This is a genomic window from Nocardiopsis alborubida, assembly GCF_012396365.1.
Lineage (GTDB): Bacteria > Actinomycetota > Actinomycetes > Streptosporangiales > Streptosporangiaceae > Nocardiopsis > Nocardiopsis alborubida.
Map to the genome: position 1 here is coordinate 127994 of NZ_JAAXPG010000018.1, position 16745 is coordinate 144738.

12 protein-coding genes are annotated in these 16745 nt (G+C 73.6%); 7 read left to right on the forward strand and 5 right to left on the reverse strand.

The annotated features are described in order from the left end of the window. Window positions 1-568: 568 nt before the first annotated feature. Window positions 569-2374 (forward strand): gamma-glutamyltransferase family protein, encoded by a 1806-nt coding sequence (locus HGB44_RS19470; protein ID WP_061079501.1) that lies wholly within the window; start codon window positions 569-571, stop codon window positions 2372-2374. Window positions 2375-2766: 392 nt separating this feature from the next. Here the strand turns inward: HGB44_RS19470 and HGB44_RS19475 are convergent, their stop codons facing one another. Together HGB44_RS19475 and HGB44_RS19480 are read right to left on the reverse strand one after the other, a co-directional pair. Next, window positions 2767-3933 carry a C40 family peptidase gene (locus HGB44_RS19475; protein ID WP_231972353.1) on the reverse strand — a complete coding sequence of 389 codons (1167 nt, stop codon included), beginning with the start codon at window positions 3931-3933 and terminating at the stop codon, window positions 2767-2769. 162 nt (window positions 3934-4095) lie between these two features. Then, the gene (locus HGB44_RS19480; protein WP_061079499.1) at window positions 4096-5772 is read right to left on the reverse strand and encodes a bifunctional 3'-5' exonuclease/DNA polymerase; all 1677 of its coding nucleotides are present in this window, start codon (window positions 5770-5772) and stop codon (window positions 4096-4098) included. A gap of 89 nt (window positions 5773-5861) precedes the next feature. Here HGB44_RS19480 and HGB44_RS19485 point away from each other — a divergent pair, with 89 nt between their 5' ends. Together HGB44_RS19485 and HGB44_RS19490 are read left to right on the forward strand one after the other, a co-directional pair. Further along, window positions 5862-6143, forward strand: coding sequence for a type II toxin-antitoxin system Phd/YefM family antitoxin (locus HGB44_RS19485; protein WP_061079569.1), 282 nt, complete (start codon window positions 5862-5864; stop codon window positions 6141-6143). Then, on the forward strand, window positions 6140-6430 hold the full coding sequence (locus HGB44_RS19490) for a type II toxin-antitoxin system RelE family toxin (protein ID WP_231972352.1): 291 nt from the start codon (window positions 6140-6142) through the stop codon (window positions 6428-6430). Before HGB44_RS19485 ends, HGB44_RS19490 begins: the two co-directional genes overlap by 4 nt. On the opposite strand, the gene HGB44_RS19495 is transcribed toward HGB44_RS19490, so the two are convergent. From HGB44_RS19495 to HGB44_RS19505, 3 genes are all read right to left on the reverse strand, one after another. Then, complete coding sequence (locus HGB44_RS19495) at window positions 6415-7347, reverse strand: 2-hydroxyacid dehydrogenase (RefSeq protein WP_061079498.1); 933 nt, start codon at window positions 7345-7347, stop codon at window positions 6415-6417. The genes HGB44_RS19490 and HGB44_RS19495 overlap by 16 nt on opposite strands. A gap of 202 nt (window positions 7348-7549) precedes the next feature. After that, the gene (locus HGB44_RS19500) at window positions 7550-8368 is read right to left on the reverse strand and encodes a TrmH family RNA methyltransferase (RefSeq protein WP_061079497.1); all 819 of its coding nucleotides are present in this window, start codon (window positions 8366-8368) and stop codon (window positions 7550-7552) included. A gap of 328 nt (window positions 8369-8696) precedes the next feature. After that, entirely contained in the window at window positions 8697-9353 is a 657-nt protein-coding gene (locus HGB44_RS19505) for a hypothetical protein (RefSeq protein ID WP_061079496.1), read from the reverse strand. 349 nt (window positions 9354-9702) lie between these two features. Between HGB44_RS19505 and HGB44_RS19510 the strand changes: the two genes are divergently transcribed. The 4 genes from HGB44_RS19510 to HGB44_RS19525 all read left to right on the forward strand — a co-directional run bounded on the left by HGB44_RS19510 (window position 9703) and on the right by HGB44_RS19525 (window position 16701). Beyond that, window positions 9703-11472, forward strand: coding sequence for a substrate-binding domain-containing protein (locus HGB44_RS19510; protein WP_061079495.1), 1770 nt, complete (start codon window positions 9703-9705; stop codon window positions 11470-11472). 268 nt (window positions 11473-11740) lie between these two features. Next, window positions 11741-13522, forward strand: coding sequence for a substrate-binding and VWA domain-containing protein (locus HGB44_RS19515; RefSeq protein WP_061079494.1), 1782 nt, complete (start codon window positions 11741-11743; stop codon window positions 13520-13522). Between the two features lie 212 nt (window positions 13523-13734). Continuing rightward, window positions 13735-14466 carry a hypothetical protein gene (locus tag HGB44_RS19520; RefSeq protein WP_061079493.1) on the forward strand — a complete coding sequence of 244 codons (732 nt, stop codon included), beginning with the start codon at window positions 13735-13737 and terminating at the stop codon, window positions 14464-14466. A 99-nt stretch (window positions 14467-14565) separates the two neighbouring features. Continuing rightward, the gene (locus HGB44_RS19525; RefSeq protein ID WP_082768256.1) at window positions 14566-16701 is read left to right on the forward strand and encodes a DUF2510 domain-containing protein; all 2136 of its coding nucleotides are present in this window, start codon (window positions 14566-14568) and stop codon (window positions 16699-16701) included. The last annotated feature ends 44 nt before the right edge of the window (window positions 16702-16745 follow it).

The following is a 16745-nucleotide window of genomic DNA, read 5'->3' on the forward strand; positions in this document are numbered from 1 at the left end:
GCGCGCGCACCAGCCCCGGGTTCTTCCTGTGGACAACGCCGCACGGCCCGCCGGTCCCACAGCGGGCCGACCAGAAACGTTGCCGGTGTGATGCGTGCTTCCCGACCTGCGGTGATCTTGTGCTTGTAGCGGGTCCCGGCGCGGTGGTTCCTAGTGTCTGTTGCAACGAACCTCGCTACAAGTACGGGATCACGGCGGAGAGAGCGGGCCGGTGCGCCTTTTCGGGCACCGCGGTGGGCACCGGCGCGCGGCTCCTCCGCCCCCGGCCAGGCGCCCGTCCCGCCGGAGCCGTGCACCCGCCCTCCTCCGCACGCCGGGCACCGCTCCGCCCCGCACACCACCTCTCACCCCGTCTCCGTCCCCGCCCCCACGCGAAGCCCCCGGCCTCCCACACAAACCAGACATCGGCCCCTTCATGTGAACAACCCATGATGTACCGTCGCCTCAGGCCCGCGCCCGGGTGACCGCAGTCACCCTCCCGGCCTCCGCGTCCCCCGTCGGGGACAGGACCGGACCGGACCGCGGTGGCGACCCCGCCACCACCGCTCCCTGAGGAGGACCCGCTCAGATGCCCCCCGGTTTCACCACCCGCCCCCAGCTCCGCGGCGACTTCGGCATGGTCGCCTCCACCCACTGGCTGGCCAGCGCCACGGGCATGTCCCTGCTCGAACGCGGCGGCAACGCCTTCGACGCCGCCGTCGGCGCGGGGTTCACCCTCCAGGTGGTCGAGCCCCACCTCAACGGCCCCGGCGGCGAGGTCCCCGTCGTCTTCCAGGCCGCCGGGAGCTCCCCCCGAGTCCTGTGCGGCCAGGGCGTCTCCCCCGCCGCGGCGACCATCGACGCCTTCGCGGGCATGGACCGCGTTCCCGGCAGCGGCGTGCTCGCCGCCACCGTCCCCGGCTCCTTCGACGCCTGGATGCTGCTGCTGCGCGACCACGGAACCATGACCGTCCGCGACGTGCTCGACCACGCCATCGGGCTGGCCGAGCGCGGCTACCCCGTCCTGGACCGCATCGCCGCCGCCGTCGAGGCCCTGACCCCCGTCTTCTCCCGGCACTGGGCCGGTTCGGCCGCCGTCTACCTCCCGCACGGCGCCGCGCCCCGCCCCGGCTCCCGGCTGCGCAACCCCGCCCTGGCCGCCGCCTACCGGCGGATCGTCGCCGAGGCAGAGGGGGCCGGAGGCGACCGCGAGGCGCAGATCGAGGCCGCCCGGCGGTCCTGGTCGCAGGGCTTCGTCGCGCAGGCGGTCGGGGACTTCCTGTCCGCCCCCGTCCCCAGCGGCACGGGCGAGCCCCAGCGGGCCCTGCTCACCGCGCAGGACATGGCCGACTGGAGCGCCTCCTACGAGGAGCCCGCCAGCGCGGCCTACGGCGCCCACACCGTGCACAAGACCGGCCCGTGGGGACAGGGGCCCGTCATGCTCCAGCAGCTGCGCCTGGCCGAGGCCCTGGGCACCGGCCGCGACGTGCTCGACGGGGTCAGCGCCGACTTCGTGCACGGGGTGACCGAGGCGGCCAAGCTCGCCTTCGCCGACCGCGAGGCCTGGTACGGCGACCCCGGCTTCGGGGACGTCCCCCTCAAGGAACTGCTGGGCGCCGACTACGCCGCCCACCGCGCGGAACTGGTCGACGGTGCGCGCGCCAGCATGGAGCAGCGCCCCGGCGCCGTCGGCGGCCGCACGCCCTTCGAACCACCGCTGTACGTACCGGGCCGCACCCCCGGCGACCGCACCACGGGCGAGCCCACGGTACGCCAGGACGCCGTCGCCAACCCCGCCGACCTGCGCGGGGACACCTGCCACGTGGACGTCGTGGACGCGTGGGGGAACATGGTCTCGGCCACGCCCAGTGGCGGCTGGCTCAGCAGTTCGCCGGTCATCCCCGCCCTCGGCTTCCCGCTGGGCACCCGGGCGCAGATGTTCTGGCTCGACCCGGCCTCCCCCAACGCCCTGGCGCCCCGCAAGCGCCCCCGGACCACCCTGTCCCCCACCCTGGTCACCGGGGAGGACGGCCGGGCCGTGCTGGCGATCGGCACCCCGGGCGGCGACCAGCAGGACCAGTGGACGTTCACCGCCCTGCTGCGGATCCTCAACGGGATGGAGAACCTCCAGGAGGTCCTGGACACCCCGATGTTCCACACCACCGCCTTCCCCAGCTCCTTCCACCCCCGCGAGACCGTTCCGGGCGGACTGGTCGTGGAACCGGGCGTGGGAGCGGAGGTCATCGAGGAGCTGCGTCGGCGCGGCCACCGGGTGCAGGTCGCCCAGGAGTGGTCGCTGGGGCGCCTGGCGGCGGTGGCACGCGATCCGGAGACCGGCGAGCTGCGCGCGGCCGCCGACGCGCGGGCTTCACAGGGATACGCGGTCGGCCGCTGAACCGGCTCTGAACTGCACGGAACCGGAGGAAGACGAAACGGCACGGAACACGGTACTGCGTTGAGCGGGATGCGCGGCGGAGCGGGATTGACAGCGCTTACCTGCATTGATCTGGCCTCTTGCCAAATCGCCCGGTCACTGCTTATGTAGACCCTGTGCGACGGCACTCCGGGAAAGCTTCCGATCGCGTTCCGTCAGAACTCAATACCACCGCATCAGGGCTCGTGCGCTGTCTCCCCCTCCCTCAGTGACGGCCCTGTTCCCCCTCCTGACCGAGGCCTGCCCTCCCCTCCCGGCTGGGTTTTTCGGACAAGGAGAAACGAGCGGGCCGTGGTACCACCGGCGCGGTGGTACCACGGCCCGTCTCGTGTGCGCGGCCGGGCCGCGCGGCGTCAGGTGTTGACGCGCACGGCTCCGGCGTAGTTGGCGGTGCGCACCTGGGTGACGCGCACGTCCAGTCCGGTGCGCGGCGCCTCCAGCATCATGCCCTCGCCCAGGTAGATGGCCACGTGCGAGATGTAGTCGGGCGCGGTGGGGTCCGTGCGCCAGAACAGCAGGTCGCCGCGCTGGAGGTCGTCGAACTCCACGCGCTCTCCGGCGTTCCACTGGTCGTGGGTGACCCGCGGGATGGACACGCCCGCCTGGGCGAAGGCCCACTGGAGCAGGCCCGAGCAGTCGAAACCGCCCTCCGGGGTCTCACCGCCCCAGACGTAGGGGACGCCCAGCTGGCTCTCGGCGTGGTCGATGACCTGCTCGATGACCGAGGGGGCCACGGCCTCGCCCTCGACCAGCGGCTCGGGCGAGTCGGCGACGAGCTGGAGGGAGACGTCCTCGCCGAGGGCCTCGGCCAGGGCCTCGTGCAGCTCGGCCAGGTCGGCTTCGGGCGCCGAGACCACCAGGGCGTTGCCCCTGGGCATGCCCAGCTCGGCGGCGCGCTCGCGGGAGACCAGCCCGTCGATCCCGGCGATGCCGGACGTGGCGTGCGTCCACACCTCCACGGGGACCTCTCCGTGCCCGCCCGCGACGGTGACCTCGCGGCCGATCTCCAGCTCGCGCTCGGTGCCGACGTCGTTGGACAGGGCGATGTGGCCCTCGGCGACGCCCTGCCAGATCTCGTCGGACTCGGCAGAGGGCCCGGGGGCGTGGTTGCGGAAGCTGGAGGGGCTGACGCCGAGCACCGAGGTGGGTTCGCCCTCGATCTCGACACGGGCGGCGTCCACGGTCAGGACGCTCTCGACGCCCTCGATCCCGCGGACCGCGTCGACGGCCTCGCGCGGCAGGGGGCGGGGGGCGACCGCGAAGTACTCGGTGCTGCGGGCCTCGCGGAAGGGGGCGACGTAGGCGTCGCGCCGCAGTTGGGAGTCGGAGACCTCGGGGGACTGCTCGGACGTCTCCTGCCGGGGGTCGGCGCCGTCGGAGGTCCCGGAGGAGAGCTGTTCGCTGATGGGGGGACGGTCCTCGACCACCGGCTCCGCCCAGGCCGGGGTGGTCCCGAAGGCGGTGAAGGCGACGGCGAAGGCGGCCGTGGTTCCCGCACACGTTCTCAAGCGGCTCCGCACGGGGGGATCTCACCTTTCTGCGAGTGAGCCGACCGGGGTGTGGGGGACCCCTGCGGCGTACGGCCTGTTGCTGGTTTTGCACTTTCCGGATCCAAGAATGGGCGTACCGGGACGAGTTTGCAAGAAGCCCACGCCGTCCGATATCGGACCGCCATCCTGTGCTCACCCGATGTTCCTCGTCACCACGGGGGCCAGCGGGAAGCGCACCGGGGTGTCCCCGAAGAGGGTGGCGCGGGTCGTGGCCTCGGCCTCGGCCACCGCGCGCACCGCCTCCCCGGCCAGGTCGGCGGGCACGTGCAGCACGACCTCGTCGTGGACGAAGAAGACGATCCCCGCGCCCTCGGGCATGTCCGGCAGGCGCTGGCGCAGCGAGGCGAGCAGGACCAGGGCCCACTCGGCGGCGGTGGCCTGGACGACGAAGTTGCGGGTGAAGCGGCCCTGGGCCCGGCGGCGGCGCTCCCCGCCGGGCCCGGAGACGGCGGCGGACCAGGCCTCGGGGGCGGGCGAGGTGCGCCCCAGCCAGGAGCGGACGATGCCGCCGCCCTCGCCGGTGCGCGCGGCGGAGTCCACGTACTCCAGGGCTCGCGGGTAGAGGCGGCGCATGGTGGCCAGCAGGGGCGCGGCGTCGCCGGAGGTCTGGCCGTACATGGCCGAGAGCATCCCGATCTTGGCGCGGTCGCGGTCACCGCCCACGTGCACGGCCAGGCGTGCGTACAGGTCCTCCTCCGCGGCCGCTGCGGCCAGGGCGTCGTCGCCGGAGACGGCGGCGAGCACACGGGGTTCGAGCTGTCCGGCGTCGGCGCGGACGAGGACCCACCCCGGGTCGGCGCGGACCGCCCCGCGCAGCGACCTGGGGATCTGGAGGGCGCCGCCGCCCCGGGTGGCCCAGCGGCCCGACACCACGCCGCCGACCACGTAGTCGGGGTGGAAGCGCCCGAGGACGGTCCCGTCCGGGCCGGGGCGCCTGCGCACCCAGGCGTCCAGCCACGCCCAGCCGTTGGCGGAGTGCAGGCGGGAGAGCTCCTTGTAGCGCAGCAGGAGCGGGACGACGGGGTGGTCGATCCTCTCCAGGACCCAGGAGCGGGTGGAGTCGACGGGATGGCCGATCCACGCCATGGCCCGCAGGACCTGCGCGGGGGAGTCGGGGTTGACCTCGCGGCCGACGGCCTCGCTTATGCGGGCGGCGAGGTCGGCGAGGACGGGCGGGCGCTGCCCGGAGGGGGGCCGGCGGCCGAGGAGGCCGGTGAGGATCTCGTCGTGGACGTCGGGCCGCCAGGGCAGGCCGTCGTGGCTCATCTCCGCGGCGGCCAGTCCCCCGGCCGACTCCACGGCGGCGAGCAGGCGCATGCGGCCTGGGGCGGGGTCGGGGAGGTCCGCGAGGCGCCGGAGCTGGTCGGCGTGCACCTCGACCAGGGCGGCGAGGCGGTCGGTGCCCGGGGGCAGGGTGGAGCGGTCGGCCTCGAAGAGCGCGGGCTGGGTGTGGGAGGTGCCGCCCTCGCCGAGGGGGCGCACGGGGTCGTCGGGGACGGGAAGCCGGTGCAGGCGGGCCCAGGCGGCGCCCAGGGAGTAGGCCTCGCCGTGGCGGGCGTGGTAGCCCAGGAGCAGGGCCTCGGTGAGCGCGGCGTCGTGGCAGCGTGAGACCCGCACCCCGGCGCGGACGAGGTCGGGGTAGACGTCCTCACCGGCCGACCACACCCAGCGGGGCGGTTGGGGGCGGGCGTGCTCGGCCTCGCGCACGGCGGCGGCGAGGTCACCGACACGGCGGACCGGGCCGGGGGCCTCGTCCAGTTCCTGGAGCCAGCCGCCGCCCTCGCCGTCGGCGACCACCGCGATCCGCATTCCTCCCAGTGTGTCGCCTTCCTGCGACAGTCCTCCGGATTCGCGCTTCTGTACAGACTTCGCGCCAGTTCTTGGCTGCTATGGGCATCATGACGACCACGCCTTTGACCGAAGCCCGCAACCGCCTGTCCGAACTCATCGACGATGTGGAACGCACTCACGAGAGGGTCACCATCACCAGACACGGGGAAGCGGTCGCGGTCCTCGTCTCTCCCGGTGACCTGGAGGCACTCGAGGAGACGCTCGACGTCCTGTCCAGTCCCGAGCTCCTCCGCCAGCTGGGAGAGTCCCGATCCGCCCTGGAAGCGGGCGACGTACTGGAGGCCGACGAACTCGCCGCCCTGATGGCGCGGCGGAAGGATCAGGCGTGAACGACGGGGACCACACGAACTACCGTTTGGTCATCACCGGTCCGGCTGCCCGGATGCTCGCCGGACGCCTTCCGGAGAAGGTGGCGACGGCGGTGTACGAGTTCGTCACCTCCACGTTGCCGGAGAACCCGCACCGGCTGGGCAAGCGGCTCCTCCTACCTCCCTATGAGGGCACGTGGTCGGCCAGGCGCGGAGCCTATCGCGTGCTCCACGAGATCGACGAGGAGGAGCGGACGGTGGTCGTCACCGCGATCGAGCACCGGGCCGACGCCTACCGGTCCCGCTGAGTTCCCGGGCGGACCACGTTGGCCAGCCGCCCACCGGCGGCCCAGCGGGCGAGCTGGGCGTCCATGAAGGCGCGGGCACGCGGGTAGAACGCGGCCGAACCCCCCGCGACGTGCGGGGTGAGGAACACGCCGGGGGCGCTCCACAGCGGGTGGTCCGCGGGCGGGGGCTCGGGGTCGGTGACGTCGAGGGCGGCCCGCACCCGGCCCTTCTCCGCCAGCAGGGCGCCGGTGTCCAGGACCGGGCCGCGGCCCACGTTGACCACGAGCGCGTCGTCGCGCAGCAGGGCGAACTCACGGGCGCCGAACAGGCCGCGGGTGGCCTCGGTGAGCGGGGTGACCAGGACGACGACGTCGGCCCCGGGCAGCAGGGCGTGCAGTTCGTCCACGCCGTGCACGCCCTCGTCCGGACGGGCGCGGCTGGCCACGCGCACGACCTCGGCCTCGAAGGGCAGCAGGCGGCTCTCGACGGCCTGGCCGATACTGCCGTAGCCGACGATCACCACGCGCGAGTCGGCCAGGGAGCGCAGCTGGGCGGAGCCCCAGTGGTGCTCCCTCTGCGTGAGCGCCCACCGGGGCAGGTCGCGCTGGGCGGCCAGGATGAGCGCGAGGGCGTGCTCGGCGGTGCTGGCGTCGTGGAGGCCACGCCCGTTGCACAGGGTCACGCGGTCCGGCAGCAGCGGGAGCACCTGCTCGTACCCGGCGGAGAGGAGCTGGACGACCTCCAGCGACGGCATCCGCGCGATCATGTCGAGCCGCGCGTCGACGCCCTGGGTGGAGGGGGCGTAGGGCACCTGGTAGAAGGTGACCTCGTCCAGCCCGCTGTCGGGCGCCGGTCCCCCCTCGTAGAGGTCCACGGTCAGGGAGTCCGGGGCGTTGTCCCTGTTCTGCTCCCACTGCACCAGCGTTCGGCCGCCCATGTCGCGCCGTCCTTCCCCTCGGTCCGTCTCAGGCGCCACCCTAGCGTCCTGGCCGGAACCGTTTCGGGTGTGGCGTGCGGACTCCCCCGGTGAGCCTGCCCTTGGCGGCGCGACGGGCCGCCGACCGTGCCCCCATGAGCAGGATCACCCCCGGGGGGCGCACCGGCGGGCCTTCGCGGTCACCGTGCCCGCGGGGACCGGTTCAGCCGGTGGAGCGAGTGAGCTCGTAGCAGGCGATGGCCGCCGCGGCGGTGACGTTGAGGGAGTCGACGTCGCGGTCGGCCATGGGGATGTGCACCCGGGCGGTGGCCCGCTCCAGCCAGCGGGAGGAGAGTCCGTCGCCCTCGGTGCCGAGCAGGAGGCCGACCCGGTCGCCGGGCGCGAGGGCGGCCATGGCGTCGCGCAGGGGCAGGGAGCCCTCCCCCGGCGTGAGCGCCATGAGGTGGAACCCGGCCGCGCGCAGGGTGTCCAGACCGCCGTACCAGTCGTCCATGCGGGTGTGGGGCAGGGTGAAGACCGCCCCCATGGACACCTTGACCGCGCGCCGGTACAGGGGGTCGGCGCAGCGGGGCGCGAGCACGATCGCGTCCACGCCCAGGCCGGCGGCGCTGCGGAAGATCGCGCCCACGTTGGTGTGGTCCACCAGGTCCTCCAGGACCACGATGGTGCGCGCACCGGCCAGGACGTCGTCGAGCGGGGGCAGGGCGCGGCGGTGGAAGGCGGCCAGCGCGCCGCGGTGCAGGTCGAAGCCGACGAGCCGCTCGGCGGTGTCCTCCCCGACCACGTACAGCGGTGCGGAGGAGGCGGCGACCACGTCGTCGAGCGCCTCGGCGCGGCGTTCGGTGAGCAGGAAGCTGCGGGGCTCGAACCCCGCCGCGACGGCCCGGCGGATGACCTTGTCGCCCTCGGCCATGAACAGCCCGTGCTCGGCCTCCAGGTGGCGGCGCAGGTTCACGTCGCGCAGGCGGGTGTAGTCGGCCAGGCGCGGGTCCGCGGGGTCACTGACCTTGATGACGTCCATGGGGGACGATTATCGCCGCTCCGCGGAGGTCATGGGCCGGGGAGGTCTTCGGCCGGAGGGAACCCGGTCCGCGAAGGCCCCCGTCCCGGGTCCGTCCACAGGGACGGCGGGGGGCTGGTGGCGCGGTCGGCGGCACGGCAGACTGGAGAACGGGGGGACCACCCCCTCCTGATCGGCGGCGCGCGGCGCCCCCGACATCGAGCGTACGTCCGCACCACCGCGCCCGAAAGCCCCGATCGCGGCCTGTGGACGAGCGGCCTGTGGACACGGGGGCACCCGCCCCTCGAACGCGGGACCAGCCGCGCCGCGGGTCCAGCCGCTCAGTCCGTCAGCTGATCTGCTCGGTGAGGGCGCGCAGGCGCTGCCAGCGCGCCTCCTCACAGGAGCCCTTGCGGGTGAGCGTGGTCTCGATCTCCTGTCCCTCCCAGGTGCCCACGATGGTGGCCTCCTGGGGGCCGTACACCTTGTCGGTGCACACGGTTCCCTCACGAACCTCGGTGAACAGCAGCGCGCTACCCGTGTTGACGGCCTCCGTCGGCTCCGGGCCGCCCGCGGCGCCTTCACCGTCCTCGGCCTCGGCGTCGGCGTCGCCCTCGGTGTCGACCGGCTCCTCCTCGACGGTGGCCGGCCCGCCGGTGTCGGCGTGCAGCTCCTCCGCGGCCTGGGCCAGCTCGGCGCAGGCGGCGGGGTCCTCCTCCAGGTTCCCGGTGCACATCAGCGTCTGCACCCAGGCGCGTCCGCGGTCGCTCACCTGGACCTGGAGACGGCCGCTCGGCCCCTCCTCCACGGCCTCCTCCGGCTCGTCCGCGTCGGGGGCCAGGTCCGGGGTCATCGCGGTGGTGGCCTGCACGTCCCGCTGGTCCGGCGGCAGCATCGACGGGCCGACGATCGCCCCGTAGGCGACCGCGCCGAGGCAGCACGCTCCGGCGAGCATGGCGGTGCCGAGAGTGCCTCGGCTCCGGTGTTCACGATGCGATGGGGACATGCCAAAAACCCTCGGGGGTCGGTGTCATGGAACGTCCACTGGGGAGTGTGGGCTGGACGTGGACGCGGGGGCCTAAGCCTAGCGGGGAGCGCCGAGTGACCCTTGACGGGCACAGTAACAAAGCGATCACCCTGGTCGGTTCGGGAAGGGCTTCCTCTCGTGCGTTACCAACGAGTAAGGTCCTGGAAAAGTGTCGTTCGCGCCTCATGGTGTGGTTGTTCTTCCTCCATCCCGTGTGACGCCGGCGGGTGTGCGGGGGTTCGCACCTCCCTTCGCGGGTGTGCCATATCACCGCGGGGGCGCTGCGCCGCCCCGCCCCGTGTGCCTGCATCGACCCCCCGGAGTGCCCGTGCCCAGTGGACGCCACCGACAGGACTCACCGCCCGCCGCGAAGACCCGCCGTGCGGTCGCGTCGCCGCTGGGGATCACCGCGATCGCCGTCGCCCTCATCGCGGGTACCGCGATCGCGGTACCCGTCGGACTCGACATGCTCGGCTGCGGCGACACCCGCTACCTGCGCGTGTCGGCGACCCAGAGCATCGCGCCCGTGCTCCGCGAGGCCGCCGGCGAGTTCAACGACGAACGCCCCAGCTACGACGGCGAGTGCGTGTACGCGCAGGTGGACGAGATCGCGCCGCACCGCATCATGACCGCCCTGTCCGGCGGCCGCGTGGGCGACTCCACCATCGCCCCGCACGTGTGGGTGCCCGAGTCCTCGGCCTGGGTCGAGCTGACCCGTGTCTCCGGGAGCGGCACGCACCGCATCGACACCGACCCGCCCTCGCTGGCCAGCTCACCGGTGGTCCTGGCCGCGCCGCGGGGCACCGGGGACATGCCCGGGCCCGACGGGGCCGGTTGGCCCCTGGTCCTGCCCGACGGACGCGAACGCCCCCTGGTGATGGTCGACCCCAACCGGGGCGCCGACGGTATGACCGTCATGCACGCGGTCCGCCGGCACCTGGGCACCGGTGACGACGCCGACACCGCCATGACCGACTTCGTGCGCGACGTGCAGCTCGACAGCGCGTTCGGCGAGATCGACCTCGACACCCTCTACACCTCCGGTCGCACCGGCGGCGGGAGCGGCGGGGAAGGCGCCGGAGGGCGCGTCGACCCGCTGATCGCCGTTCCCGAGCAGGCGGTGGTGTCCTACAACGCCGACCGCGCGGAGTCCGCGCCGCTGTTGGAGGCCCACTACCCGACCGAGGGCACCGTCAGCCTCGACTACCCCTACGTCACCACCACCGACACTGCCTCGCTGCGGTCAGCGGCCGCCGACCTGTACGAGGTGCTGCGCCAGGACTCCTACCGCGCCCAGCTCCGGGATCTCGGCTTCCGCGACCCCGGCGGCACCCTGTCCGGTGAGGCCGGGACGAACGCCGACGAGTTCGGTGTGACCGCCGAGGAGCCGCCCACCCACGACGACCTGACCGGGGACGCCCTGCTGGCATCGGTCACCGACTGGAACCGGCTGTCGATGCCCAGCCGCACCCTGGTGCTCGCCGACACCTCCGCGAACATGGCGGAGGACCTCGACGGGGGCCCGACCCGGATGGAGGTCGCCCAGCAGGCGGCGCTCATGGGCCTGTCGCTGTTCCCCGACGAGACCGACATGGGCCTGTGGCTGATGTCGGACGAGAACGCGAGCGGCCGCGACGAGGCCGCGGACATGCACCCCCTGGGCGAGACGGAACAGGGTGACACCGCCACCCGCCGCCGGGAGCTCATCGGGGTGGCCGAGGAGATCGCCGTCCGCGGCGGCGGTTCGCGCCTGTACGACAACATCCTGGCCGCCTACGACCGGGTGCAGGACGACTACGACGAGGACAAGATCAACAGCGTCATCCTGCTCACCGCCGGACAGGACGAGGGGTCCAGCGACATCACGCACGCGGACCTGGTGGCGGCGCTCCAGGACCGTTTCGACCCCGAGCGGCCGGTCAGCATGTTCATCATCGCCTTCGGGTCGCGTGAGCAGCAGGTCGAGGAGGAGGAGCTGCGGCGGATCGCGGCCGCCACCAGCGGGTCGCTGTTCGTCACGGACGACCCCGACGAGATCGGCGACATCTTCCTCAGTTCCATCTCACGGCGTCTCTGCGTGCCCAACTGCGACAGCTGACGGCCGAGGCCCCCTCCCCCGGCGCGGTCTCGATTGGGTATCGGAATCGAATTCCGTTCCGCCTCGCCCGGAAAGGAGAACACCGGGAAAACGCACGGAATCCCCGAGGTGATCGGCACTGTGCCCGGGTTCACACCGGCGGGACCCCGACAGCGCCAACATGAGAGCGGCACGGTCGGCATTAACCCGGTCTGGACTGTTGAGTACCGTTTCCCACCAGTAACACCCCCCTGTACGCCCCGTCCGTACACCACCCGTGAGGAAAGCTGTGGGACGTCACCGCGGAAGATACGCAGAAGAACCCTCCGGCAGGTCCAGACGCCGTCGCGGCCGCGGCGGCGCCTTCGCCGCCCTGGCCGCCGCGCTGGTGATCGTGGTCGGCCTCGCCGCGGTGGGCGTCTACGTGTTCGGCCGGTCCGACGGCTGCGGCGGCTCCGACATCGCGCTGGACGTCGCGGTCAGTCCCGAGCTCGCCCCGGCCCTGGCCGACGTCGCCTCCGACTTCAACGCGGAGGAGCACCAGGTGGACGGGAGCTGCGTACAGGTGCAGGTGCGCCAGGTCGACTCCGCCAACGTCGCCTTCGGCATCACCGGCGCGGGCGCCACCATGGGCGACACCGAGTCCGACGTGTGGATCCCGGACTCCTCCCTGTGGCCGCGCCTGGTCCAGAGCCAGGCGGGCGACGCCGTCATCACCGAGACCGGTACCTCCGTGGCCCGTTCGCCGCTGGTCCTGGCCGAACTCGCCGAGTTCGCCGACGAGGACTCCCCGGACAGCTGGGCGGAGGTCGTGCCCACCACCGCACCGGGCCAGGAGTCCGGGCGCACCGTCCGAGTGGCCGACCCCGCCCGCAACGCCACGGGGCTGGGCACCCTCTACCTCCTGCACGGCGCGCTGGAGGAGGCCAGCCCCGACACCGCCACGTTCAACGCGCAGATGACCGCGGCCCTCCAGGCCCTGCACCGGGGCGCGTCCTCGGACGAGGAGGCCGCCTTCCTCGCCTTCAGCGGCGGCGCCGCCGAGGCCCCGCCCATGATGGTCATGTCGGAACAGGCCGTGTGGCGCTACAACGCCGCCCACGGGGACGTCCCCGCGCAGGTCGACTACATGGAGGGCGGCACCTACTACCTCGACTACCCCTACGTCGTGCGCAGCGAGGAGAGCGCCGTCACCCGCGCCGCCGAGGAGTTCCGCGACGCGGTGCGCGGCGAGGACGCGCGGGCCCGGCTGCTCGCGGAGGGCTTCCGCGGCCCCGAGGGGCAGGTCGACGCCTCCGTGCTCACCGAGGAGGTCGGCTTCGCCTCGGAGCCGCCCACCGAGCTGCCCACGCCCGCGGCGGACTCGATCACCGGACTGATCCGCACCTGGAACCAGCTCAAGATGGACTCCCGGGTGCTGGCGATCGTGGACATCTCCGGCTCGATGCTGGCCGAGGTGCCCGGAACCGGGATGACCCGCATGCAGGTGACCGGCGCCGCCGCCACGCAGGGCCTGGAGATGTTCACGCCCAGTTCGGAACTGGGCCTGTGGGAGTTCTCCACCAACGTCAACAACGACCTGCACTACCAGGAGATCGCGCCGATCCGCGAGCTCCAGGCGGCCGCCGACGACGGCACCCCGCACCGGGACGTCCTGGCGGGCGCGCTGGCCTCGCTCCAGCCCCTGCCGCAGGGGGACACGGCGCTGTACGAGACCTACCTGGCGGCCTACCAGGAGATGTCCCGTACGTACCAGCCGGACCGGACCAACGTCATCCTCATGCTGACCGACGGCGACAACGACAACCCCGGCGGTCTGGGGCTGGACGAGCTGATGACCCAGATCGAGTCCCTGGCGAGCCCGTCGCGGCCGATCCCGGTCATCACGATCGCCTTCGGGCCGGACGTGCAGAACCTGGAGCCGCTCCAGGAGATCGCCGCGGCCACCGGCGGCGCCGCCTACATGACCGAGGACCCCACCGAGATCGGTGAGATCTTCCTCCAGGCGTTCTCCCTGCGGATCTCCGAGGACACCGAGCAGACCGAGGGCGCCGAGCAGACCACGGAGTAGCCCGACCGGCGCCCGGGCCCGCGGCCCGGACGCCTCCCCTTTCCCACGCGGCTCCAGCCCTTCACACGGGACTGCGACGGACGGTGACAAGTCCCTGTCCTCCGGGTGAGGGGCCCTGGACTTCTCCGTTGCGTTGGCGTACTCAGAGAGGAGTCGGGGGTGCTCCCGCGGCGCCGGGGGCCCGGCACACGACGACCGGATGGGGGAAGGCCATGGCGGAGGCGTGGATGCCCGGCGCCGAGAGGCTCGGCGGCGGGACGAGCACCCGGACACCCCCCGGGATCGGCGCTCCGCGCGCCGTGTGGACGGTGACGGGGTCGGACCCCGGGTCCTGGTCCGCGCGCGAGGAGGCGCGGCGGCTGGTGAACGAGGAGCGCGCGGCACACCTGGTGTGGAACCCGCTGACCGGCGACGTGGTCCAGACCCTGGCCGCGACCTGCCGCGGGCGCCTGCACCTGGGCAGCACCCGCCGGTACGAGCTGTACCTCGACCACGGCCACGAGGGGCGGGTGTGCCTGGTGGTGGCGGTGGTGTCCTCGTGGGAGGTGCCCTTCACCGACGGCCCGATGCGCGGGCTGTCCCCGATCCTGACGTGGCTGGACTCCTGGGGGGTGGAGCGGGTCTGGCGCGCGGACCCGCCGGGACCGGTGGCGGGGACCGTGGCGGCGCGGAGCACGGAGACAGGGACCGCGGTGACAGGGGCCGTGACGGCGGAGGCGGCGGCACACGCCGCGACGGCGCCGCACGCCGCCGAGACCACGCGTGCGGCGCTGACGGCGCGCGCGTGGGCCAGGGGCGGGCACTTCGGACACGACCAGGTCCCCGGCTCCTCCGCGAAGGGCCCCGGAGGGCTGGACACCGCGCGGCTGTTGGCCACCGGCCTCGTCCCGCCGCCGAGCGGTCCGCCCGTTCCCGCCGAGCCGCGATCCTCCGCGATGAGGTGAGTACGCGACGGCGGGAGAAAAATGGTCCGGGTGTTCTGACCACCGGTAATCGGACACCACTGGTTCATCGCCGTTCCGCAACCCTTTAGTCTGTCGCCCATGGGTGGATCTATCGAGCCGGGTTGGTACGCGGACCCGCAGGGCGACGCGCAAACGCTCAGATGGTGGAACGGCAGCGAGTGGACACGGCATACCCGTTCCCTGAGCGAACTCCAGGGCGGTGGCGGTCCGGGTGACGAGGAGGCCGCGACCATCCACCTGGGCGGGTCCGGACAGGGCGCTCCCGCCTCCGACGAGGAGGACCCCGGAACGGTGCGGCTGGGCCCCTCCCAGACGCAGTCGGCGGCACCGATCGACGACGAGCCCAGCACCATGCGCATCAACCCGTCCCGGGCACAGGGATCCCCCCAGCAGGACACCGCCTCGCCGTCCTCCCCGCCCCCGATCGACGACGAGCCCAGCACGATGCGGATCAACCCGTCGTGGGCACAGGCCTCCTCCCCTTCCGTTTCTCCCTCCTCCCCCGCCTCACCGTCCTCCGGCGCCCCCATCGACGACGAGCCCAGCACCATGCGCATCAACCCGTCCTGGGCGCAGGGCGGCGATGACGACGAGGAGCCCACCACCGACCTGGGCGGCACGGGCGCCACGATGCGCGTCAACCCGGCCGACCTCCCGGGCCGCGGCGGCGGACCCGGGGCGGGCGACGGACAGGACGGCCCCGGGGCGACCATGCGGGTCAGCCCGTCCGACCTCCCCCGGCGCGACGAGGACGAACTGCCCACCGCCGACCTCACCGACGACGAGATCCCCACGTCCAACCTGACCGACGACGACCTGGGCGGTGAAGCGCCGCGCACCGCGGTGTTCGACCCGGGTGGTCCCGGTGCTGCTGGTGCCCCCGGTTCGACGGGGTCGGCGGGATCCCCGGGTGAGGCCCCGCGCACCGCGGTGTTCGACCCCGACGACCCCGCGCTTCCGGGCGGCGGGACCTCCGGCACGGCCGTGTTCGACCCGGGCGACCCCGCCTTCTCCGGAAGCGGGGCCTCCGGAGACGGGACCGCCGGTACCGCGGTGTTCACCCCCTCGGGCGGCGAGCACCCCCGAACCGCCGTGTTCGACCCGGGCGACCCCGCCTTCTCCGGAGGCGCGGACTCCGGAGGCGCGAACGAGGGGGACAAGAAGGGCGGCAAGTTCAACAAGTTCCTGGGCAGCCTCAAGGAGGGCTGGTCCGACCTGTCCGAGGAGCGCAAGGAGCAACGCCGCAATTCCGAGGAGGAGGCGGCCAAGCGGCGCGAGGAGGAGCGGGCCCGCAGGGAGGCCGAACTCCAGGAGGAGGCCAGGCGCCGGGAGGAGGAGGCCCGGCGTCGCGCCGAGGAGCAGCCCCCGGGTGCGCAGGCCCCGGGCGCCGCTGCCGCCGCCGGTTCGGCGGTCGGCGCGCAGCCGGGAGCCCCGTGGCCCCCGTCCGGCCAGCCCGATCAGCCCAGCCAACCCGGTCAGCAGCCCTCCGAGCAGCAGGCCCCGGGCCAGCAGGCGTCGGGGCCGCAGCCCCCCGCCCAGCCGTTCCCCGGCGCCCAGCAGCCCACGCACCAGCCTCCGGGCTTCCCGCCCGCCGCGCAGCCGCCCTCCGGACCCCAGCAGGGGCACTCCGTTCCGCCCGCGGCCCCGTCCGGACCGCAGCAGGGCATGTTCTCGCCCCAGCGCCAGTCGGGACCGCAGCACCCGCCGTCGGGCCCCCAGGCCGGTTACCGCCAGCCCCCGCCGCCCCAGCAGGGCGGCTTCGGCCCGCCCGGGTACCCGCCCCAGCAGCAGATGGGCGGCCCGAACCCTCCGGGGCGTCCGCCGCAGGGCATGCCCCCGAACGCTCCGCCGCCCGGGCAGCGGATGAACCGGCCGGGCCCGCCGCCCGGGTACCCGCCGACCCCCGGCCCCATGGCCAACGCTCCCGGCGGGCAGCCGCCGATGGGCGCACACCCGGGAGGTCCGCAGTGGGGTCAGCCGGGTCCGGGCCAGCCCCCCGGCCCGGGGCAGCCCTACCAGCAGCACCGCCCGCAGAAGCCCAAGAAGAAGCGGGGATGCAGGAACTGCGGCTGCGGCTGCTTCACCTTCCTGCTCATCCTGCTCGCCGTCCTGGTCCTGGGCTACCTCCAGTTCTGGGGCGTGTGGGACTGGATGTACGAGATCTTCAGCGTCGGTGAGCCGCCCGGCGTCTCGGACCCCTGGATCTGGGACTGACCCAGGCTCAAGGGGGCGGTCGGACACGGTCCGGCCGCCCCCTT